The organism is Streptosporangium sp. NPDC005286 (genome assembly GCF_040607515.1).
Classification (GTDB): Bacteria; Actinomycetota; Actinomycetes; order Streptosporangiales; family Streptosporangiaceae; genus Streptosporangium.
The window spans coordinates 1-20,274 of sequence record NZ_JBEXGU010000091.1 but is presented as its reverse complement, the minus strand read 5'-3'; the positions used below and the strand labels follow the sequence as shown (position 1 = coordinate 20,274).

Below are 20,274 nucleotides of genomic sequence, written 5' to 3'. Positions count from 1 at the left end.
GGATTGGCCGTGATGTTCCCTCAGGTCAGGTCAGCGCGGACGTGGCGTACAGCACAGGGGTCAGCCTGTCCAGCGCTACCAGCCGGTAGGTAGTGATCGTATCGGCGCAAGCCGTACCACATGGCGTTGTCAGCGTCATGGGTTCAACCACTACCCGAAAACGAGCGCCACTACCGCGCACAAATGCCTCGGTGACGGCGCCGTCCGACCTGGAGGATTCCACGGCCACTCCGCCAACCGAGAGTTCACCCGTATGAATGCGGATGAAATGCTCAGCGGCCTGCAGTGGCTCAGGGATGCCTGCGCGTCCCCGGAAACGGTCAAGAATGATCTCGCCGGACCGGTACGCGTCGGCTGCCGCGATCGCAGCAGCCTGAGACATGCTGCCGTAGTAAAGCCCGTGTGGCAAGCACACGAGGTTGGCGGCGTATCGATCGCCGCCAACATGTGATGTTTCCCATACTGTGTCCGGCAATGATTTCGCCAAGGACCGAGCTAGGGGTAGTCCAATGCGGGCGCAGCACGCGTTGCGCTTGGCATGCGTGCAGACCAGAAAAACCGGCTCACTCACAAGTATGCAGGACTCCGGGACCACTCCGGCCACCACGCTGTCAAGGTCAAGATCGTCTGGACCTGCGAAGACGCCTTCGGCGATCCACGGCTCGGCGGCGGTGGAGTCGGCGACCATGACGTGAATGCCGGTTTCCACGGGGTTTCTGCGACCCGGGCGGCGAATCAGCTGGGGCCGGATGCCGAGCCGCGTGGCCCGTTTGATAAGAGTGTGAACGCCCTCGGGAAGTTTGCAGTCCTCGAGGTGGGAGGCCCAGGGGCCGGAGTGCTCGATCAGCAGCCAGAAGCGGGCTCCGACGGTCGCGCTGGCGTGGACGGGCAGTTCGCCGGTATGGCAGCCCCGGGGGTGCTCGCATCCCCTGCTCGTCATGTTCGCCATGCTCGCGCCGCAGCCCGTGATCACACTCTCTCCTCGCTCCGAGTTAGGCAAGACTAACCTAACAGCCGGATCAGGGAGGGCGCAGGGGGAGAAGGATCATAGGCGGGTAAAAGCGCGCCGGCGGTGTCAGTGCTGTCAGTGGTGTCAGTGGGCCAGTGCCGCGCGCGCCAGCGGGAGGGCGGCCTCACGGTCGGCGGGGACGAGGCCGATCCTGGTCCGCCGGTCGAGGAGGTCGTCCACGTCCAGGGCACCCTCGTGCCTGACCGCCCAGACGAGCTCGGCCCCCGTGACCCCGGTCGGGCCCGCCTCGGCCAGCCAGGGCTCGCGGGCCATCAGCGCCCGCACGGCGCCCGCCTCGCTCCCGTACCGCTCCAGGAGCCGGTCCGTACCCTTGCCGCTCCAGCCGTCCGGCCGGACGGCCCCGACGAGGGGCAGGCTCGCGGTGCGGCTCCGGCCCGCCTTGAGGCCGCCGAGCGACACGGCCCGGTCGACCGCGTCCTCGGCCATCCGCCGGTATGTGGTCAGCTTGCCGCCCACCACCGTCACCATTCCGTCCGGCGTGGCCAGTAGCGCGTGCTTCCTGGACAGGTCGGCGGTGCGGCCGTCGGCGGCGAGCAGCGGCCGCAGACCCGCGTAGGTGCCGGCGACGTCCGCACGCCGTACCGGCTCCTCGAGCACGGAGTTCAGGACGGAGAGCAGGAAGGTCACGTCCTCCTCCGGTGCCTGCGGGACATCCGGGACGGGACCGTCCACCGGCTCGTCGGTGAGACCGACGTAGATCCGCCCGTCGGACTGGGGGAGCACCAGTGCGAACCGGTTGCTCTCGCCGGGGATCGGGATGTGCAGCCCCGCGGCCAGACCCGGCAGCGTCTCGGGTCGCAGTACCAGATGGGTGCCGCGCGAGGGGCGCATCCGGATGTCCGGGTGGAGCCCGGCGGCCCAGACCCCGGTGGCGTTGACCACCGTTCTGGCCCGGATCGTGAAGGTGTCCCCGCCGAGCTCGTCGCGGACCAGCGCGCCCTCGCCGGACACCTCCAGCGCCCGGCAGCGCGTCAGCACCCTCGCCCCCCAGCGGGCGGCGGTCCTGGCCACGGAGACCACCAGGCGGGCGTCGTCGGTCAGCCGCCCGTCCCACGACAGCAGGGCGCCGCGCAGCCCGCGCGAACCCAGCGGGGAGGCGAGGGCGAGCGCCTGCTCGGCGGAGATGCGCAAGGGGCCGGGAAGGAGGTGGCGGGGCGTGCCCGCCGCGATCCGCAGCCCCTCGCCGAGCCGGTACCCGGTCATCACCAGCGCCGCCTGGCGGCGGGAGACCGCGGGGACCAGCGGCAGCAGGTAGGGCTGCGCCCTGACCAGGTGCGGCGCGGTGCGGCCGAGCAGGTGGCCACGCTCCACCGCGCTCTCGTACGCCACCCCGACCTGCCCCCTGGCCAGATAGCGGAGCCCGCCATGGATCATCTTGGAACTCCACCTGGAGGTCCCGAACGCCAGGTCGTGGGCGTCGATCGCGGCCACGGAGAGACCTCGGGAGGCCGCGTCGAGCGCCGCCCCGGCACCGGTCGCGCCCAGCCCCACCACCAGCACGTCCACCACGAGGTCGCGGACCTCGGCGAGCTCGCGGGCGCGGCGGGCGGCGTTGAGAGACGATTTCACCGTCGTAGGTACCTTTCCAGGAGCGTGGCGAGCTCGGCGTCCAGATCGTCCCTGGTGAGCGGGTTCAGCATGGTGGGGCCGGAGAGCAGGAACGACTGGGCCGTCAGCAGCACGCCCCTGGCCAGTCTCGCCGCGTCACCGGGGCGCACGGTGCCGAGGCCCTGTCCTGCGATGATCGCCGACTCGACGAGGCCCAGCATGGCCTCATGGCTTGAGCCCCGGCGATCCAGCAGGTAGGGCAGGAGCAGCTCGGGGTCGACCTCGACGATCTTCCGCCAGAGCGGGTGGTCGCGCAGCGCCCGCACCACCGCCACCGCCGCGGTGACCGGGTCCTCGGTGGCGAACCGGCCGGCGACGCGCACCCACTCGCGAGTCATCAGGTCGGCGACGAGACTGCGCATGTCGGGCCAGTGGCGGTAGATCGTCATGCGGGACACCCCGGCCCGGCGGGCCACGTCGGTGAGCGTGGCCCGCCGCACCCCCACCGCGAGGACCACCTCGCGGGCGGCGTCGAGGATCTGGTCGCCGCTCTCCGCGGCCACGTTGTGACGGATGGACGTCATATGTCACAGTGTAGGGGTGGAAAAACCGACGAGTGCCACGGAACCCATGCTCTGGTCCGGCTGGGGGGATCCCGCCAAGGCCGCCGACCTGCCGGAACCGATTCGCAAGCTGCTCCACGAGATGCTGGGCGTGCGCCCGCCGCGGGACCGGGCCGCCGACTTCGGCGAGGTGCGCCTGCCCGCCGTGGCCCTGTCCCCGCTGGCTCTCACCGCGTTGCGCGATGTCGTCGGCGCCGACCACGTGCGCTTCGACGACGACGCCCGCCTCCGGCACACCCGCGGCAAGTCCACCCCCGACCTGCTGCGCATGCGCGCCGGAGACGGCTCCGACGCGCCCGACGCCGTGGTGCTGCCCGGCTCCCACGATGAGGTGCTGGCGGTCCTGGCGACCTGTGCCGCGCACCGGGTCGCGGTGGTCCCGTTCGGCGGCGGCACCTCCGTGGTCGGCGGCCTGGTCGCGACCAGGCAGGGCTTCGCCGGTGTCGTCGCGCTGGATCTGGCCCGGCTGAACCGGCTGGTCGCCGTCGACCGCGAGTCGATGGTCGCCGAGATGGAACCGGGGCTGCGCGCCCCGCAGGCCGAGCAGCTTCTGGCTGGGCACGGGCTCACCCTAGGACACTTCCCGCAGTCGTTCGAGTACGCCACGCTGGGCGGTTTCGCCGCCGCCCGCTCCAGCGGCCAGGCCTCGGCCGGCTACGGCCGCTTCGACGACATGGTCGTCGGCATGACCGTGGCGACCCCGCGGGGCACCCTCGACCTGGGCCGGGCGCCCGCCTCGGCGGCCGGGCCCGACCTGCGCCAGGTGATCCTCGGGTCGGAGGGGGCCTTCGGCGTGATCACCTCCCTGAGACTCCGCGTCCGGCCGGCGCCCGCCGAGCGTGTCTACGAGGGATGGCGGTTCGAGTCGTTCGCGGCGGGCTCGGCCGCGCTGCGGTGCCTGGCCCAGGAGGGTGCCCTGCCCACGGTGCTGCGCCTGTCCGACGAGACCGAGACGATGATCGGGCTGGCCAGGCCGCGCGAGATCGGCGCGCTGTCCGCCGACGCGGGCTGCCTGGCCGTCGCCGGGTACGAGGGCTTCTCGGAGGTGCCTGCCCTGCGGGAACGGGTCGCCGCCGTGGCGTCCGGGCTCGGCGGCGTCTATCTCGGCCCCGACCCCGGCGAGTCGTGGGCCCACGGACGCTACTCCGCGCCCTACCTGCGCGACTCGCTGCTCGCCGCAGGGGCGACCGTCGAGACACTGGAGACCGCCGGATTCTGGTCCAACCTGCCCCGCCTGTACGAGGCCGTGCGGCTCTCGCTGCACGCCTCGCTCGGCTCACCGCTGGTGATGTGCCACATCTCCCACGTGTACGGCACCGGCGCCTCCCTCTACTTCACGGTCGTCACGGCGCAGACCGACGACCCCGTCGGGCAGTGGGAGACGGCCAAGCGGTCGGTCAACGAGGCGATCGTCACGGCCGGGGGCACCATCTCGCACCACCACGGCGTCGGCCGCGACCACCGGGAGGCCCACGCGGTCGAGATCGGCGATCTGGGGGTGGAGATCCTGCGCGGGATCAAGGACCGGCTCGACCCCGAGGGCATCCTCAACCCGGGCGTCCTGGTCGCCCCGGAGAAGCCCGTCTCCTGAGGCCCGTCTCTCCGGCGGGTCTCCCGGAGTCGCCTTCCGGTTTCCGATTTCCGGCTTCCGATGGGCGAGGGGAGGTCAACCGGTGACCACCAGTTTCTCCATGGCCTCGCGGAGCGGCCCGGGGATCCCGGCGGGCCGCCGGGTCTGCCGGTCGACGAACACGTGGACGAAGTGGCCCTCGGCCACGACTGTCTCGCCGTCCTCACGGAACAGTCCGAGCTCGTAGCGGACGCTGGAACGGCCCAGGTGCCCGATCCGCAGCCCGACCCGGACGGGTTCGGGGAAGGAGACCGACGCCTTGTAGACGCAGTGCGACTCGACGCACAGGCCGATGGCGTCGCCGTCGTGGATGTCCAGGCCCGCGCTCCTGATCAGCCAGGTGTTGATCACGGTGTCCATCATCGAGTAGTGGACGGCGTTGTTGACGTGGCCGTAGACGTCGTTGTCCTTCCACCTGGTCGGAACGGTCTCCCAGTAGGCGTACACGGTGGAACTGTATTCCAGAGATCGGCGCGGGATGAGCCGCTCTCCCGGCGGGTCCGTGGCGGGTTCCGGTGGAAAGGGGCGAGCGGGAACCGCCGGGGAACCACGCACCTGGCCGGGGTCATGGCGAGGTGGGGGAGCGCTCCAGTCCGCGGGACGACCTCGCGCCTGCTCGCCTTTGGCGGGGCGGTGCCGGCTCTGGCGCCGGCCGCCGCCGGAATCTCCCTGACGATTTCCGGTTCAGCCGCTTCTGATGTGGATCGTCCTCCTTTATTGCCTGCGATCCGGGTGCGACTCCTTAAGATCATTGCCAAGATATGGTCATGGTCGATGTCGGACGGGCGGCGCAGCGCGGGCGTGAGGTCTCCTCCCGGGTGTCCAAGGAGGGCGCGGGCTGGTCCTGCACGCGCAGGGGGACCTTCGAGGACCTGCTGCCCAGCCGGAAACCCTTCTCCTGGCTCGATGTGCGTACGGTCTGGCGCTCCAGGAACGAGGTCCTCGCGGCCCTGTTCGGAGACCCGTCGGGGCAGGTGCGGGCGCGCTGGGCGGCGTCCCAGCGGGCCCGGGGTGCCGACCCCTCCTTCCGCATCCCGATGGACGTCGGTCCCGAGTTCTCCTTCCTGGTCCTCGGTGACACCGGGGAGGGCGACTCCTCGCAGTACGCCGTGGTGCCGGGCATGCTCAGGATCGGCGAGGACACCGCCTTCGCGGTCGTCGCCAGTGACGTGATCTACCCCACAGGCTCGGGGAACGAGTACGAGGACAAGTTCTTCCGCCCCTACCAGGACTACCGGGCGCCGATCTACGCGATCCCCGGCAATCACGACTGGTACGACGGGCTCGGCGGCTTCATGCGCGTCTTCTGCGACGCCCCGTCGCTGGAGGTGGAGGGCGAGGGGGGCGGGCTTTCGCCCTCCGGGCTGCGCGGCCTGCTCTGGCGCAGGCCCGAGAAGATCGACGAGGCCCGGCTGGCCAGGGCGCGCGAGCGGCGGTCAGGACCCGAGCAGCAGGCCGTGCAGCCGGCCCCCTACTGGGCGATGGAGACCCCCGGGCTGCTCATCGTCGGCGTGGACACCGGCATTCGCGGCGACATCGACTCCGAGCAGGCCGACTGGCTGCGCGAGGTCTCCCGCGATCCCCGGCCCAAGGTGCTGATCACCGGAAAGCCCATCTACACCCGCAACGACTACAAGCCGTCGAAGCTGGCCGGGGGCGGCACCGTCGACGACATCGTCACCGACCCCGCGCACAACTACGTCGCGGCGATAGGCGGCGACGTGCACAACTACCAGCGCTTTCCGATCAAGGTCGGGGAGCGGACCATCCAGTACATCGTGGCGGGCGGCTCGGGGGCCTTCATGCACGCCACCCACACCATCCCCAGGGTCACCGTCGGCGGCCTGCACGAGGACGACTACAGGTGCTACCCGCTCCGCGGTGACTCGTTGTCGTTCTACAGCAGGCTCTACAGCGACCGGCTGCGCATGCGGTGGCTCTACCTCACGCCGGACGAGAGCGCGGCGCTGATGTCCCGGCAGATCGGCAACACCCCGGTACGGGACATCCCGGCCGTGCCGATCACCCGGCGGATGAGATGGGCGGCCCGGATCCTCGGCGGCTGGCCGATGCCGTTCCGGCTTCCGGTGGGCAGGATCTTCCACCGCTACCTGTCGGAGCTGTCGGACTGGGACACCCCGCCGTTCTTCAAGAGCTTCCTGCACGTCTCGGTGACGCCCGAGGTCTTACGGATCCGCTGCTTCGCCGCCACCGGCTGCCTGCCGCAGGAGATCGAGCCCCCGCTCGAGGACGAGATCGTCATACCGCTCGGCTGACCCGGCCGGAATGTCGTATCGGCGTGGCACTGTTGGCGTATGAACGTGTCAGTCGCGGCCGCCCCCGGCGGTGGGGGCGTTCTGCGCGTGGACGGCGAGTCCGCCGTGGCCGTCGCCGATCTGGTCTCGGCGGTCCGCGAGCTGGAGGCCCGGCAGCCACGCTGGGTCTGGGCCGACACGCGGGAGGTCTATCCCGCGCTGCTCGCCGCCGGCGTGCGGCTGGCGCGCTGCCACGACCTGGCGCTGACCGAGAGCCTGCTCCTGGCCCACGAGGGACGGTTCGGCGAGCCCCGCTCGGCCAGGGCCGCCCACGCCAGGCTGCACGGCCTCCCCGTGCCGGACGACCATCAGGGGCCCCAGGCGCGGCAGGCCACCCTTTTCGAGGAGGAGGCGCCGGCCCCCGACGCGGACCTGGTCGCCGAGGTCCACGCCGACCAGCTGCGGCGCATCGAGGCCACCGCGGACCCGCGGCGGTTCCGGCTGCTGGTCGCCGCGGAGTCGGCCGGGGCGCTGATCGCCGCGGAGATGGCCGCCGAGGGCATGCCCTGGCGCGAGGACGTGCACGACGAGCTGCTGACGGACCTGCTCGGCCCGCGCCCGGTGCACGGCATGCGGCCCGCCAAGCTCCAGGCCCTGGCCGACCAGGTGGCGGCGGCCTTCGGCACCCCGTTCAACCCCGACTCCCCGCAGCAGATCGTCAGGGCGTTCAAGGCGGCGGGCGTGCCCGTCTCCTCCACCAGGGCCCACGACATCAGGCAGGTCGACCACCCCGGTGTCGCGCCCCTGCTCGCCTACAAGGAGATGGCCAGGTTCTACAGCTTCCACGGCTGGGCCTGGGCCGACCAGTGGGTCCGAGGCCACCGCTTCCGGCCCGAGTACGTGGTGGGCGGCGTGGTGACGGGCCGTTGGGCGACCAACGGCGGCGGCGCCCTGCAGATCCACAAGCTGATGCGCAAGGTCATCGTGGCCGACGACGGCTGGGCGCTGGTCGTCGCCGACGCGGCCCAGCTGGAACCGCGGGTGCTGGCCGCCATGGCCGGGGACGGCGGCCTGGCCAAGGCGGCCGGGCAGATCGACCTCTACCAGGCGCTGGCGCAGGCGTTCGGCGGCGAGCGCGACAACGCCAAGATCGCCATGCTGTCGGCGATGTACGGGGGCACCAGCGGAGACGCGCCCAAGCTGCTGGCCGTGATGCGCCAGCGCTTTCCCCGCGCCTACCAGTTCGTGGAGGACGCCGCCCGCGCGGGGGAGGAGGGCAAGGTGGTCCGTTCCTGGCTGGGCCGCACCTCGCCGCCGCCCTCGGCCGGCTGGCGAAAGCTGGTCTCGGGGCCCGAGGGAGGCCGCGCGGCCCGCGACCGCGGCCGGTTCACCAGAAACTTCGTGGTCCAGGCGACCGCGGCCGAGTGGGCGCTCGCGCTGATGGCGGTGCTGCGCGGCCTGCTGCCCGACCCGGCCAGGCTGGTGTTCTTCCAGCACGACGAGGTGATGGTGCACTGCCCGGCCGAGCAGGCCGACGAGGTCGTCGCGGCGGTCGGCAGGGCGGCGGAGGAGGCGAGCCGGCTGCTGTTCGGCTCGACTCCCGTCCGCTTCCCGATGCAGGCGGTCCAGGTGTGGTGCTACGCCGACGCCAAGTGAGCTCCGCCCGGCGGGCATGAGCGGCCAGGAGCCCCGGATCCCGGCGGGTCAGTTCCTGCTCAGGACCAGCCAGGCGCCGGTGATCGTCACCATGACCCCGACGGCCACGCCGAGCGCGCCGTAGGAAAGAGCGCCGACGATCACCCCGGCGGCCACGGTTCCGGTCGCGCCGCAGAGGTTCGTCAGCAGGTCCGACAGGCCCTGCACGGAGGTGCGGTGTGCCAGCGGCACCGCCTCGCTGAGCATCGCCGAGCCGGCGATCAGCCCGCAGGACCAGCCGAGGCCGAGCAGGATCAGCCCGGCGCTGATCCGCGTGACGTCGTGCGCCCCGGCCCCGCCCACGAGGACGGCGGAGGTCAGCAGCAGGCCCATCCCCAGCACCAGCACCGGTGTCCGTCCGGCCCGGTCGGCCAGCCAGCCGACCACGGGGGACAGCACGTACATTCCCGCGATGTGCAGGCTGATCACGACACCGATGACCGTGTACGTCGAGCCGCCGTGGTCCAGGTGGACCGGGGTCATCGACATGATCGACACCATGGCGGTGTGGCTGACCGCGATCGCGGCCAGCGCGCGCCCCGCCAGGGGGGTCTCACGCAGTACCCGCCAGGCGGCGCGGAACGTGCCCCCGCCCTTCCCCGAGGCTGCGGCCGGGACCGAGGGGGGAGTGGAGCCGGAGCCGTGCGGCGTCGTGCTCCGCTCCCCGGGGGCGGGTGACGCGGCCTCCGGGACCGTGCCGTCCAGGGCGGTGCCGTCCGGAACGGTGTCCGGGGGCAGGGACGCGGAGCGGGCCAGAAGCAGGGGGTCCGGGCGCAGGGCGAGGAGGATGACGCCGAGGGTGATCGCGAAGCTCAGCAGGGCGAGGACGAACGGGCCGCTACCCGCTGCCAGGCCGAACCCGGCCCTGAACCGCTCGGCGGGCCCCGCCAGGTTCGGGCCGGTGACCGCCCCGATGGTGGTGGCCCACACCACCAGCGACAGGTGCCGGGCCGAGTGCCCCGGCGCCGACAGGTCGGTCGCGGCGTAGCGGGAGGCCAGGTTGCCCGCGCTGGCCGCGCCGAACAGCACCAGCCCGGCCAGCAGCAGCGGCCACGAACCCATGGTGAGGGCGAGCAGCGAGACCAGGCAGCCGAGCAGGGCGCACCCGTAGGCCAGGGTGAGCCCGGCCCGCCGGCCACCCCGGCCGGACGATCTGGCGGTGGGCAGCGCCAGCAGCGCGGCGCCCAGCACCGTCGCGGTCCCGGCCAGCCCGCTGAGCGTCGTGGAGCCGGAGAGCTCCTTCACGGTCACCGAACTGAAGGCGAGTCCCGCGGCGACGCCGATCCCGCCGCTGATCTGGGCGGCGGAGAGGACGGCGAGCGTCCGCCGCTGCACCGTGGCGACCCGCTCACCGCCGTCACTGCGGGCACCGGAGATGTCGGGGGGCGTGGTGTCGGCGGTCACGAGTGAAGTCTGTCATCACTCGTGACCGGACCAGGAAGTCGTGCTCGCGGACAGGCTCAGTCGGCGGAGGTGAAGGTGGCGAAGAAGGTGCCCAGGATCTCCGAGTTCTTCTCCCAGTCGAGATCCTGCACCCTGAACGTGATCTGGTAGGCGGTCTGGCCGTTGACGGCGACGTAGCGCGTCAGCCCGTGCATCGGGACGCCGTTGGGCTGGACGTAGGTGTACTCCCAGTCCGCGGCCTTCCACGAGCGATAGTTCACCACCGTCACGCCTACCTCGGTGTACTCGTCCAGGCCCTTCTTGCTCGCCTTGCCGAGCGCCGTCACCGGGTCCTCGACCGGTACCTCGACGACGACGATGTTCTGCCCGCCGCCCTTCGGCCCGGAGAAGGTGACGGTTCCCTTGGGGCCGGCCTTCACGGTCCAGTCGCCGGGCACCGCGCCGGAGACCCCGGCGGCGCTCGCCGACTTGAAGCCGTCGGGGATCTCCTCGTCGGCCCCGGAGGACGTCCCCGGGTCGGCGGGCGCGGAGATCGCCGCCGAGGGGCCCGTGGGGTTCGCGGTGCCGGAGTCGTCGCCGATCAGGAAGACGATGAGCCCGGCGACCACGATGGCCAGCACACCGCCCCCGCCGAGCATCAGCAGCCGGCTGTCGGGGCCGCTGCCGCGCGACCGGCCGCCCTCGCGCTCCGGAGCGCGGCGCGTGCCCGCGCGTGTCCCTACCCTGCCGGGTGAGGTCAGGGCCTGGGAGTTCCGTACGGCGTCGGAGGGGGCCTGCTCCTGCGGGGCCGGGGTGGGCCCCGGGATCGGCCAGGGGGCGGCCCCGCTCCGCCCATCGCGCGGTGGTGCGGACGGCGGGACGCCGGGAAGGTCGCCGGAGAAGCTGGTCAGCGCGTCGAACGGGTTGCCGTCAGGTCCGGTCGCCGGGATGCGCAGCGCGTCGTACCCGCGCTGGTGCCCGCCGGTCTGCGCGGACCTGGGAGCTGAGGGGTGCCCGGGGAGGGAGAGCAGGTCCGCGCGGTGGCCCCCGCTCGGGCCGGCGAGTGCGTCGTAGGGGAGCGCGTGACCGCCCGAGGAGTCGGCGGTGGCGTCGTAGGGCACCCGGATCGGGCCGGAGGGCGTCTCGATGATCCGGGAGGGCATCGGCCCCGACGGCACGTCCAGCGGGGGCATCAGGTGCATCGGCATGGAGTCGCCGGGGACCGGCATCGACGAGGGCGCCGGGCTGGGCGTGCGGCTCGGGGTGCTGGAGCCGTGGCTGCGCAGCACCCGGTCCAGTAGATCCGACACCTGGGCGGCGCTCATCCGGTCGGCGGGGTTCTTGCGGAGCAGGCCCTCGATGACGGTGATCAGGGCGCCGGCTCGCTGGGGGCGGTTGGGCTCCTGGGTGAGGATCGCGCCGAGCACGGCCACCGCGTCAGGGCCCTCGTAGGGGGGCCGGCCCTCGACCGCCGCGTAGAGCGTGGCACCGAAGGACCACAGGTCGGAGGATTGAGTGACCTGCCGGCCCGACAGCCGCTCCGGCGGGATGTAGGCGGGGGAGCCCATCAGCAGGCCGGTCTGGGTGATCGTGACGTCGCCCTCTATCGCGGCGATGCCGAAGTCGGTGAGCACCACCCGGTCGGAGGTCAGCAACACGTTGCCGGGTTTGACGTCGCGGTGCATGATCCCGGCGGCGTGGGCGTGGCGGAGCGCGTCGAGCACCCGGATGCCGATCTCGGCGGCCTGGACCACGGGCAGCGGTCCGCTCTGCCGTACGGCCTGCTCAAGCGACCAGGCGCGGACCAGCTCCATCACGATCCAGGGGCGGCCGTCCTCCTCGACGACATCGTGGACCGTGACGATGCCGGGGTGGCTGAGCCGGGCCGCCGAGCGGGCCTCGCGGAGCATCCGCCGGTGCGCCCCCTGCTTGCCCGCGTGGTCGAGCCCGTAGGGGAGGATCAGCTCCTTGACCGCGACGTCCCGGTCGAGCAGGACGTCGTGGGCGTGCCACACCATGCCCATCCCACCACGGCCCACCGGAGACACCAGGCGGTAGCGCCTGCCCACCAGCCTGCCCTGGCCCTCCGGTGTGGCTCCGGCGGAATCGCCACCCTCAGGCCCCTGGGGGTTTCTCCCGAGCAAGCGATCGGTCATCGTACCCCGTTCCCCACAACCAGCCCTTTTTGTAAGGCTGGACACGATATCGGGATGTCATTCGGTAATGGAAGTTGGCATACGGAGAAAGCGCGTGACGGCATTTGTCAGTGATCGGTGTTCTTCGGATCACTGAACTTGTGTCCGCGCCCTGACGTCGCCGAATGCTACCGGCGAGCGGGTGAATTGTCAGCTTCGCCCGTTCTCAATAGCCAAGGGATCGCGCTAAACCGATCCGTTTCCATGATCGGCCGCCTCGGCCAGCGCGGCCAGCGCCGTGGTGAAAGCCGAGGCGGGCGGGCTGACCAGACCCGCGCCGACCTGTCCGGTCCCCGCGACCCGGCCGGCGATACCGGTGTTCACGGTGGGCAGCAGGCCCGTCCTGGCGACCAGCGTGACATCGACGCCGACCGGCGTGCCCCGGAAGTCCAGCCCCGGGATCTGGTACGCGGGATGCTCGGCCAGGGTGATCTCGTACATGGAACGGGTGGCCGCCGTCGCGTCCGAGACGTCGCCACCGACGAACCGCACGATCGCCGGGGCCGCGGCCATCGCGAAGCCCCCCAGGCCGGCCGTCTCGGTGATCGTGGAGTCGCCGATGTCGGGATTGGCGTCGTCCGGACCGTACGCGCCGAGGTAGAGACCGTCCGGCACGCCCGCGGGGCCGGTGAACCAGCGATCGCCCAGCCCGGAGACCTGGACCCCGAAGTCCGTGCCGTTGCGTGCCATCGCGACGATCATCGTGGAGCCGGGGACGTTCCGCGCGGCGTCCGCGCTGACCTTGCACGCGGCCATGCCCGCGTTGAGGAAGAAGTGGTCGTTGCCGTTGATGAAGCGGAGCACCTCGGCGGCGTGGCCGGGAGCGGCCTCCACCACCTCGGGAGCCAGCTCGCGGACCAGCAGCGAGGTGGCGGCGCGGTTGCGGTTGTGCAGCTCGTCGCCCATCTGCAGGGCCTGCGCGGTCAGCGCCCGCAGGTCCAGCGGACCGCTCCGCTCCAGGGTGGCCTGGAGCACGGGGCCGAGCACCTCGGCCATCCAGCGCAGTCGCCTCAGCACCTCCGGGCCGTACGCGCCGTAGCGCAGCACCTTGCCCAGCCCCTCGTTGAGCGAGCAGTAGGCGGTGCCGCCGTGTTCGGCGTCACGGACCTCGAACATCCACATCGACGGGGTGACCACGCCCGCCATCGGCCCGACGGTCCGGTGGTGGTGGCAGGAGTCCAGCCGCGCCTGCCCGCGGGCCAGCCGCTCCTCGGCGTCGGCGGCGTCGGCGGCCAGCCCCTCCAGCAGCATCGCCCCGATGAGCGCGCCCCGCATCGGACCCGACGCCCGTTCCCACTCGATCGGCGGTCCCGCGTGCAGGAACGTGCCCTCCGGCAGGTCGAGTACCTCGTGCGCGGGACGCACCCCGACGAGCTGCGGCCGGGCGGAGACCAGGCGGCCCACCGCCGTCTCGTTGGCGCGGCCCCTGCGCGGGTCGGCCAGCACCCGGGCCAGGTCGGCCTCGGTGCCGGGCATCGGCGGGCGCCAGTCCACCCGCGTCCGGGGGACGGCCTGGGCGTCCAGCGCCTCGCCGAGCACGCCGGCCCCCACCGTGATCACTTCCGGCTCGCCGGAAAGCATGGTCAGCGTCATGGGTGAACTCCTGAGCGAAGAACGGTGACGTCCGGGGAGAGGGCAGCCGCTCCCCGGCGTCCGACGGCGGTCAACGAGCGTTCCCGGCGGCGACCTCGGCGGCGTGTCCCGCGGCTTGGGCGTTGGAGGTGAACACCGCGGCGCCCGCCGCGTTCAGGGCCTCGGCCTGCGCGTTCAGTCCCTGCGGGTCGCCCTCGGAGCCGACCAACGCGACGATCACCGTGACACCTCTCGCGGTGGCCCCGGCGACCACGGGCGCGAGCGTCGCGGCGGGATCGGGGTCGGCGCCGTGGCCGAGGACCACGTCGATCAGGACGACCTCGCCCGGCGGCACCTCGGCCAGGGCCTCCAGGCGGAGCGTCGGGTCGATCATCGGGTGGGCCCGGCCGACCGTGTAGGCGTCGTCGCCGAAGTCGGTGAACTCCCCGCTTCCGGTGATCAGCCGCGCCTCCACGCAGAGCGTCCCACCCGAGTAGATGCCGCGCAGACCTCCCGCGTGCTCCCGCGCCGTGCCGGGGGCGGGCCAGGACGGCCAGGCGGGGACCGGGGCGCCGAGGGCGCGCAGGACGGTCTCGGTCGCCGTGGTCAGGTCGTCCTGGCCGGGGCCGAGCAGGGCGGTCACGACCGGAGTGTCGAGCTTCGCGACGGTCTCGGCGACGGCCCGCGCGACCTCGGGTGCGGGAGGCTTGGAGATCAGGACGATCAGCTCGGTCGCGGGGTCGGCGTCGAGGGCCTCCAGGGCGCGCAGGGTGGACAGCCCACCCACGTCCGCGGACAGGTCACGGCCGCCCACGCCCAGCACGTGGGAGACCCCCACTCCCGCGTGGTCCAGCAGGCAGGCCACCTGCTGCGCACCGGTCCCCGAGGCGGCCACCAGACCGACCGGGCCCGGCCGCAGGACGTTCGCGAATCCGAGACCGGCTCCGCCGATCACCGCGGTGCCGCAGTCCGGGCCCATGACCAGCACGCCGAGCTCGGCGGCGCGTCGCTTGAGCAGTACCTCCTGCTCGACCGGCACGTTGTCGCTGAAGATCATCACAGACAGGCCGGCCTCGACCGCGTCCAGCGCCTCGGCGAACGCGTACGGCCCGGGTACCGAGACCAGGGCCAGCGTGGCGGCGTGTTCGCGGGCCGCGGCACGGACCGTGTGCGGGGGGTGCTCGGCGCCGCCGCCGGCCGGCGGGGTGGAGAGTCCCGCCAGCAACCCGTCCAACTCCGCGAGGGCGGCCTCCAGGGCGTCCGCCTCGCCGCCGCGCAGCGCGATCAGCAGGTCGGCGGGACCGGCCTTGGGGAGGTCGAACCCCAGCTCGGCGGCGATCCCGAGGTTGAGTTCCGTGGCCATCGCCACCACCGCGACCTGCACGCCGGGAAGCGCGGCCGCCGTCCGGCTGACCCGCATCAGGCTCACGGAGTCGTGGTAGACCCCGGTGCGCACCCGGACCACATCAGTGCTCAATTGCCCCTGCCTTCCAGATCGATCACCGCCGCGAGCCCGATGCGCAGCCCCCATGCCAGGTCGGCCCCTGAGGTGTGACCCAGCTGGAGCAGGCGGCGGAGCGCCGGCTCCAGGGACTGCCGCCCCGCCAGGCCCCGCAGCACGGCCAGGACCTCGCCGCTGCCCTCGCCCCTGGCGGCACAGTGCAGCAGCGCCGCCGAGATGGGGGTGGTCCTGCCCCGTACGTCGAAGGTGACGGCGGCGGCCAGCCAGTCGGCCAGCCAGACGGCACGGCCGGCCCCCGTCGCGCCGCCCAGGTGGCGCAGCGCGACCAGCAGTCCCGCGAGCACGTCGTCACCGCTCGGCGTGAGCCCGGGGCCCAGACCGACCAGCTGCTCGGCGGCCACGACGCTTTTCAGCAGCGAGCCCTCGGCGCACCCCTGGGCCAGCAGGCCGGCGGCGCCGTTGCCCTCCAGCCCCGACCGCCTCGGAGACCGCTCGCACAGCTCGGCCATCGCGGGCAGCGAGCGGATCAGCTCCGCCACCTTCACGGTGCCGAGTGGCGGGGCCGGGTTCCACCAGCGATGGGCCCGCAGGCTGAGCCGCCCGACGTCGATCGAGCCGTCGCCGACGCACGCCTCGTCACCCACCGCGACCTGAGGCATCGGGTCGGTGACCACCATGGCGTTGGGCAGGCGGGTGGCCTGCCCGGTCACCACCGCGATGACCTGCGGTTCCAGCTCGGTGCGTACCTCAAGGTAGACGCCGGCGGGGAAGGCCGCCAGCACCCGCGCCGGGCGGCGAGGCGCCTCCAGTACCTGGCGCAGGGTCGTGCTGGCCGCGCCGGTGCCATGTGTCCGCACGTGCACGTGCCGCGCCTTCGGGCGCGTTCCAACGCTCATGAGCGCTCCTCGGCAGGCCCCGTGGGTGTGAAGGTGCTCTCTCCAGCGGTTCGCTCGCTCACGGACTCCCCCATCCATTGAGCCGTACGGTAGAACGGGCGTGGACGCAGGCCGTACGGATAAAGCTGCCAACAGTCAGCCCAAAGGTTGGCTCTTCCTGACAGACGGGTCTATCGGTCACAATCGCCTCATGGAACCTCCCGTACGGCCGGCGAGCACCGGAACGATCATTCACGGAGTCGCCGTCGGCGAGGTCCTCGGCGTCTCGACGCTGGCGGGAGCCCGGCTGATCGCGGGAGAGCGGGGCCTGGACCGGGTGGTGCAGCGGCTCAACGTGATGGAGGTGCCCGACGTCCTGGCCTGGGTCAAGCCGCACGAGCTGCTGCTCACCACCGGCTACCCGCTGCGCAACACCCCCCAGTCGCTCGGCAGGCTGGTGGCCGACCTCGACGAGCGCGGTCTGGCCGCGCTGGCCATCAAGCTCGGCCGCTACCTCGACGAGTTGCCGGAGGAGATGGTGGAGCAGGCCGACCGGCTGGGCTTCCCGCTGATCCAGCTTCCCGACGACGTCGGTTTCGACGACATCCTCAACCAGGTGCTGACCGACATCCTCAACCGCCAGGCCGTCGTGCTGGCCAGGGCGGAGGAGGCGCACCGGGCGCTGGTCCAGGTGGTGCTCGCCGGGGGCGGGCTGCGCGAGGTGACGGCCGAGGTGGCGGGGCTGCTTGACGTGGGCGTGGCGGTGCTGGACGGGACGGGCCACGTGCTGGCCTCGGCCGGGCCGGCCGAGCACGTGGCCGCGCTGCGCGGCGCCCCCGACTCCCGCCACACCTCGGTGCCGGTGGTGGCGGGCGGCCACCACCACGGCAGGATCGTCGCCTGCGGCCCCGTCGGTTCGATCGGTGACAGCGACGTCGGCATTCTGGAACGTGCCGCCACGGTCGCCGCGCTGGTGGTGACCCGGCAGGAGGCGGTCAACGCCGTCGAGAGCAAGTACCGCGCCGACTTCCTGCGCGACGTGCTCACCGGCAGGGCGGGAGGCTCCGAGCGGGTCTCCTCCCGGGCCAGGGCCTTCGGCTGGGACCTGCAGCGCCCGGTCACCGTGCTGGTGGCCGAGCTCGACCCGGAGGGCGACGAACGCGCCGCCCAGGACCGGCTGGTCACCTGCTGGACCGGCGCGATGCGCCGCCACGACGCGCGTGGCGCGGTGGCGGGCTTCTCCCACGAGGTCGTCACCATCGTGGACGCGGCGGTCGACGCGGGCCGCCTGGCCAAGGACGCCGCCGTGGCCTTCGCCGAGTGCCTGCCCGCCACCTTCTCCACCGGCGCCAGCCGCACCGCCGTCGGTGCCGAGGCGCTGCCCGAGGCGTACGGCCAGGCGCTGAAGGCCGCGCGGGTGGGCCGCCAGCTCCACGGCAACGGCGCGGTCGCGCACTTCGACCAGCTCGGCGTCTACCGGTTGCTCTCCCTGGTCAACGACACCGCCGAGCTGCACGCCTTCGTCCGCGAGACGCTCGGCCCGCTCGCCTCCGACGACGACGCGGAGAACGCCGACCTGCGCCGCACCCTGCAGGTGCTGCTGGAGACCAACCTCAACGTGGCGGAGACGGCGCGCAGGCTGCACTTCCACTACAACACGCTGCGCTACCGGATCGGCAAGCTGGAACGCATGCTCGGCGGCTTCACCGAGGACGCCCACCTGCGGCTGAACCTCACCCTGGCCCTGCACGTCCTGCGGATGAGGGGGATCTGAGACCGGTGCTCCGCGTCCCGGACGTGCGCGGGAGCCGGCGTCCGAAGGAGCACCCGCGTCCTGGAGCGCGCGGGACCTAAGCTGTTCGGCGTGAACGAGACCTTCGAGCTGGAAACCGACTACATCCCGCTCTGTGACCTGCTCAAGTACTGTGGCGTCACCGAGACGGGCGGCCAGGCCAAGCACTTCATCGCCGACGGCAACGTGCTGGTGGACGGTGAGGTCGAGCTCCGCAAGACCTGCAAGATACGCAACGGCCAGGTGGTGACCGGCGACGGCTTCGAGATCCGGGTGGTCGCCGCCGGAGCCTGATCCCGTCACCGGCCCCGCCCTGCTCTCCGGCGGGCCGTCCGCCTGCCTCCGGCCGCTCTCTCGGGCCGCTCTTCCGGGCCGCGACGGGCCGTCCGCGCTGCCGGCCATGTCACATACCTATATCTTTCACCGTCCCCCGTGTCCTTCACCGGGCGTTCTCACTGGTGGTGCGCGAGGCATTCACTGGTCAGCTGCTCAGATTTGGCAGATCATGACGATGTCCGCACATGGACTCAGTCCTAATGTGCCCGCAACGGTAGTAAGGGACTCGCCGGAGGGATGCCCGCGGGGTGGCCACCGACCGACGGCCCGGTGAAAGGTGGGGCTCGATGGTTTCAGGTTGGACGAAACACGGCGACGGCCGAACACTCGCCCCGGGAGAGGTGGTCAGACCCGACGAGCGGCTGTCCTGGCCGCGGATGGTCGGATTCGGGGCGCAGCACGTCGTCGCGATGTTCGGTGCCACGTTCGTCTTCCCGTTGGTGATGGGGCTCGACCCCAACGTCGCCATCATGTTCTCGGGCGTCGGAACGATCATGTTCCTGCTCATCGTGAAGGGGAAGGTCCCCAGCTACCTCGGGACCAGCGCGTCGTTCGTGGGAGGCGTGCTCGCCATCCGGGCGCTCATGGGCGGTGACACGCCCGCCACCGACGCGATCGTCACCGGCGCCATCCTCGTCGCCGGACTGGTACTGGCCCTGGTGGGCGTAGCCGTCCACTTCCTCGGCGTGCAGGTCATCAACCGGGTCTTCCCACCGGTCGTCACCGGCGCCGTCGTCATGCTGATCGGCTTCGGCCTGGCGCCCGTCGTCGCCGACGTCTACTGGCCACAGGACCAGTGGATGGCGCTGATCACGATGATCGTCACCTTCGTCGCCATCGTGCTCTTCAAGGGTTTCATCGGCAGGATCGGCATCCTCCTCGGCCTGATCACCGGTTTCGTGCTCTCCTGGGGGGCCGACAGGGTCTTCGGTGAAATCACCGCCTTCAACGCCAGCGTCGGTGCGATCAACACGCATCCGAGGGTGAGCTTCGACAAGGTGGCCCAGGCCGACTGGATCGGCCTGCCGAGCATGCACTTCCCCGACTTCAAGTTCTCCGCCGTACTGCTGGTCCTGCCCGCCGTGATCGCGCTGGTCGCCGAGAACGTCGGCCACGTCAAGGCCGTCGGCGAGATGACCAAGACCGACGTCGACCCGTACATGGGCCGGGCGGTCATCGCCGACGGCGCCGCCACGGTCGTGGCCAGCACCTTCGGCGGCTCCCCGACCACCACCTACGCCGAGAACATCGGCGTGATGGCCGCCACCCGCGTCTACTCGACGGCCGCCTACTACATCGCCGCCGTCATCGCGATCCTGTTCGGCCTCTGCCCGAAGTTCGGCGAGCTGGTCGCGGCCACCCCGGGCGGCGTGCTCGGCGGCATCACCGTCATCCTGTACGGCATGATCGGCCTGCTCGGCGCGAAGATCTGGATCGAGAACCGGGTCGACTTCGCGGACCCGGTCAACCTCGTCCCGATCGGGGCGGGAATCATCCTCGCCATCGGCCCGGTCAAGCATATGATCAGCTCGGACTTCACGCTGGAGGGCATCGCCCTCGGCACCATCGTGGTGGTGGTGGGTTACCACCTGCTCCGGGCCATCTCCGGACGGGGCGGCGCCGGTCCGGCAGAGGTGTCCAAGCTGCGACGAGAGGCCACCGGGTCAACGACCCCCTCCTGAAGGAGGGGGCTTGAGGTGCAGCGATGCGCTTTGAAGCCCCGCGTTGACCAGCCCTAGCCGTCAGCTCAAGGAGGTGCGTTTTGATGGCTACGTTGAACATAAGATCGCAGACCCACCGGCGGGTGCTTCCTCAGCCTGCCGCTCTGGAATCCGTGGGAGCAGACACGCCCGAGGGTGGGCACGAAACGGCTCACGG

15 protein-coding genes are annotated in these 20,274 nt (G+C 71.9%); 6 read left to right on the top strand and 9 right to left on the bottom strand.

Annotated features, from left to right (window positions below):
* Positions 1 to 25: 25 nt before the first annotated feature.
* The 3 genes from ABZU75_RS28095 to ABZU75_RS28085 form a co-directional block, all read right to left on the bottom strand.
* Entirely contained in the window at positions 26 to 973 is a 948-nt protein-coding gene (locus tag ABZU75_RS28095; protein WP_355560270.1) for a sucrase ferredoxin, read from the bottom strand.
* A 120-nt stretch (positions 974 to 1,093) separates the two neighbouring features.
* Positions 1,094 to 2,599, bottom strand: a complete 1,506-nt coding sequence (locus tag ABZU75_RS28090; protein WP_355560267.1) for a glycerol-3-phosphate dehydrogenase/oxidase — start codon at positions 2,597 to 2,599, stop codon at positions 1,094 to 1,096.
* Positions 2,596 to 3,162 carry a helix-turn-helix domain-containing protein gene (locus ABZU75_RS28085; RefSeq protein ID WP_355560262.1) on the bottom strand — a complete coding sequence of 189 codons (567 nt, stop codon included), beginning with the start codon at positions 3,160 to 3,162 and terminating at the stop codon, positions 2,596 to 2,598. The genes ABZU75_RS28090 and ABZU75_RS28085 overlap by 4 nt, the downstream gene beginning before the upstream one ends.
* 46 nt (positions 3,163 to 3,208) lie before the next feature.
* On the opposite strand from ABZU75_RS28085, the gene ABZU75_RS28080 reads away from it, so the two are divergent.
* Positions 3,209 to 4,792: an FAD-binding oxidoreductase gene (locus ABZU75_RS28080; RefSeq protein ID WP_355560307.1), complete on the top strand. Its 1,584-nt coding sequence runs from the start codon at positions 3,209 to 3,211 to the stop codon at positions 4,790 to 4,792.
* A gap of 75 nt (positions 4,793 to 4,867) precedes the next feature.
* Here the strand turns inward: ABZU75_RS28080 and ABZU75_RS28075 are convergent, their stop codons facing one another.
* A complete protein-coding gene (locus tag ABZU75_RS28075) occupies positions 4,868 to 5,278 on the bottom strand; it encodes a thioesterase family protein (RefSeq protein WP_355560259.1) in 411 nt (136 codons plus the stop codon).
* A 320-nt stretch (positions 5,279 to 5,598) separates the two neighbouring features.
* Between ABZU75_RS28075 and ABZU75_RS28070 the strand changes: the two genes are divergently transcribed.
* Together ABZU75_RS28070 and ABZU75_RS28065 are read left to right on the top strand one after the other, a co-directional pair.
* A complete protein-coding gene (locus ABZU75_RS28070) occupies positions 5,599 to 7,107 on the top strand; it encodes a metallophosphoesterase (RefSeq protein WP_355560256.1) in 1,509 nt (502 codons plus the stop codon).
* A 39-nt stretch (positions 7,108 to 7,146) separates the two neighbouring features.
* Positions 7,147 to 8,742: a bifunctional 3'-5' exonuclease/DNA polymerase gene (locus ABZU75_RS28065; protein ID WP_355560253.1), complete on the top strand. Its 1,596-nt coding sequence runs from the start codon at positions 7,147 to 7,149 to the stop codon at positions 8,740 to 8,742.
* A gap of 48 nt (positions 8,743 to 8,790) precedes the next feature.
* Here the strand turns inward: ABZU75_RS28065 and ABZU75_RS28060 are convergent, their stop codons facing one another.
* From ABZU75_RS28060 to ABZU75_RS28040, 5 genes are all read right to left on the bottom strand, one after another.
* A complete protein-coding gene (locus ABZU75_RS28060) occupies positions 8,791 to 10,185 on the bottom strand; it encodes an MFS transporter (RefSeq protein ID WP_355560250.1) in 1,395 nt (464 codons plus the stop codon).
* Between the two features lie 56 nt (positions 10,186 to 10,241).
* Positions 10,242 to 12,320: a protein kinase gene (locus ABZU75_RS28055; protein ID WP_355560247.1), complete on the bottom strand. Its 2,079-nt coding sequence runs from the start codon at positions 12,318 to 12,320 to the stop codon at positions 10,242 to 10,244.
* Positions 12,321 to 12,545: 225 nt separating this feature from the next.
* Positions 12,546 to 13,952 (bottom strand): DUF1116 domain-containing protein, encoded by a 1,407-nt coding sequence (locus tag ABZU75_RS28050; protein WP_355560244.1) that lies wholly within the window; start codon positions 13,950 to 13,952, stop codon positions 12,546 to 12,548.
* A gap of 70 nt (positions 13,953 to 14,022) precedes the next feature.
* Entirely contained in the window at positions 14,023 to 15,408 is a 1,386-nt protein-coding gene (locus ABZU75_RS28045) for an FdrA family protein (protein WP_355560241.1), read from the bottom strand.
* A complete protein-coding gene (locus tag ABZU75_RS28040; RefSeq protein WP_355560238.1) occupies positions 15,405 to 16,289 on the bottom strand; it encodes a DUF2877 domain-containing protein in 885 nt (294 codons plus the stop codon). Before ABZU75_RS28040 ends, ABZU75_RS28045 begins: the two co-directional genes overlap by 4 nt.
* 190 nt (positions 16,290 to 16,479) lie before the next feature.
* Between ABZU75_RS28040 and ABZU75_RS28035 the strand changes: the two genes are divergently transcribed.
* The 3 genes from ABZU75_RS28035 to ABZU75_RS28025 all read left to right on the top strand — a co-directional run bounded on the left by ABZU75_RS28035 (position 16,480) and on the right by ABZU75_RS28025 (position 20,078).
* Positions 16,480 to 18,042 (top strand): PucR family transcriptional regulator ligand-binding domain-containing protein, encoded by a 1,563-nt coding sequence (locus ABZU75_RS28035; protein ID WP_350957043.1) that lies wholly within the window; start codon positions 16,480 to 16,482, stop codon positions 18,040 to 18,042.
* A gap of 90 nt (positions 18,043 to 18,132) precedes the next feature.
* Positions 18,133 to 18,354: an RNA-binding S4 domain-containing protein gene (locus ABZU75_RS28030; protein ID WP_343967406.1), complete on the top strand. Its 222-nt coding sequence runs from the start codon at positions 18,133 to 18,135 to the stop codon at positions 18,352 to 18,354.
* Between the two features lie 329 nt (positions 18,355 to 18,683).
* Positions 18,684 to 20,078, top strand: a complete 1,395-nt coding sequence (locus ABZU75_RS28025) for a solute carrier family 23 protein (protein WP_355560233.1) — start codon at positions 18,684 to 18,686, stop codon at positions 20,076 to 20,078.
* The last annotated feature ends 196 nt before the right edge of the window (positions 20,079 to 20,274 follow it).

Bases quoted from the DNA above. Each gene is read 5' to 3' on its own strand.
- ABZU75_RS28085 (WP_355560262.1), bottom strand. From the start codon at position 3,162: ATGACGTCCATCCGTCACAACGTGGCCGCGGAGAGCGGCGACCAGATC.
- ABZU75_RS28080 (WP_355560307.1), top strand. From the start codon at position 3,209: ATGCTCTGGTCCGGCTGGGGGGATCCCGCCAAGGCCGCCGACCTGCCG.
- ABZU75_RS28070 (WP_355560256.1), top strand. From the start codon at position 5,599: ATGGTCGATGTCGGACGGGCGGCGCAGCGCGGGCGTGAGGTCTCCTCC.
- ABZU75_RS28065 (WP_355560253.1), top strand. From the start codon at position 7,147: ATGAACGTGTCAGTCGCGGCCGCCCCCGGCGGTGGGGGCGTTCTGCGC.
- ABZU75_RS28055 (WP_355560247.1), bottom strand. From the start codon at position 12,320: ATGACCGATCGCTTGCTCGGGAGAAACCCCCAGGGGCCTGAGGGTGGC.
- ABZU75_RS28050 (WP_355560244.1), bottom strand. From the start codon at position 13,952: ATGACGCTGACCATGCTTTCCGGCGAGCCGGAAGTGATCACGGTGGGG.
- ABZU75_RS28040 (WP_355560238.1), bottom strand. From the start codon at position 16,289: ATGAGCGTTGGAACGCGCCCGAAGGCGCGGCACGTGCACGTGCGGACA.
- ABZU75_RS28035 (WP_350957043.1), top strand. From the start codon at position 16,480: ATGGAACCTCCCGTACGGCCGGCGAGCACCGGAACGATCATTCACGGA.
- ABZU75_RS28025 (WP_355560233.1), top strand. From the start codon at position 18,684: ATGGTTTCAGGTTGGACGAAACACGGCGACGGCCGAACACTCGCCCCG.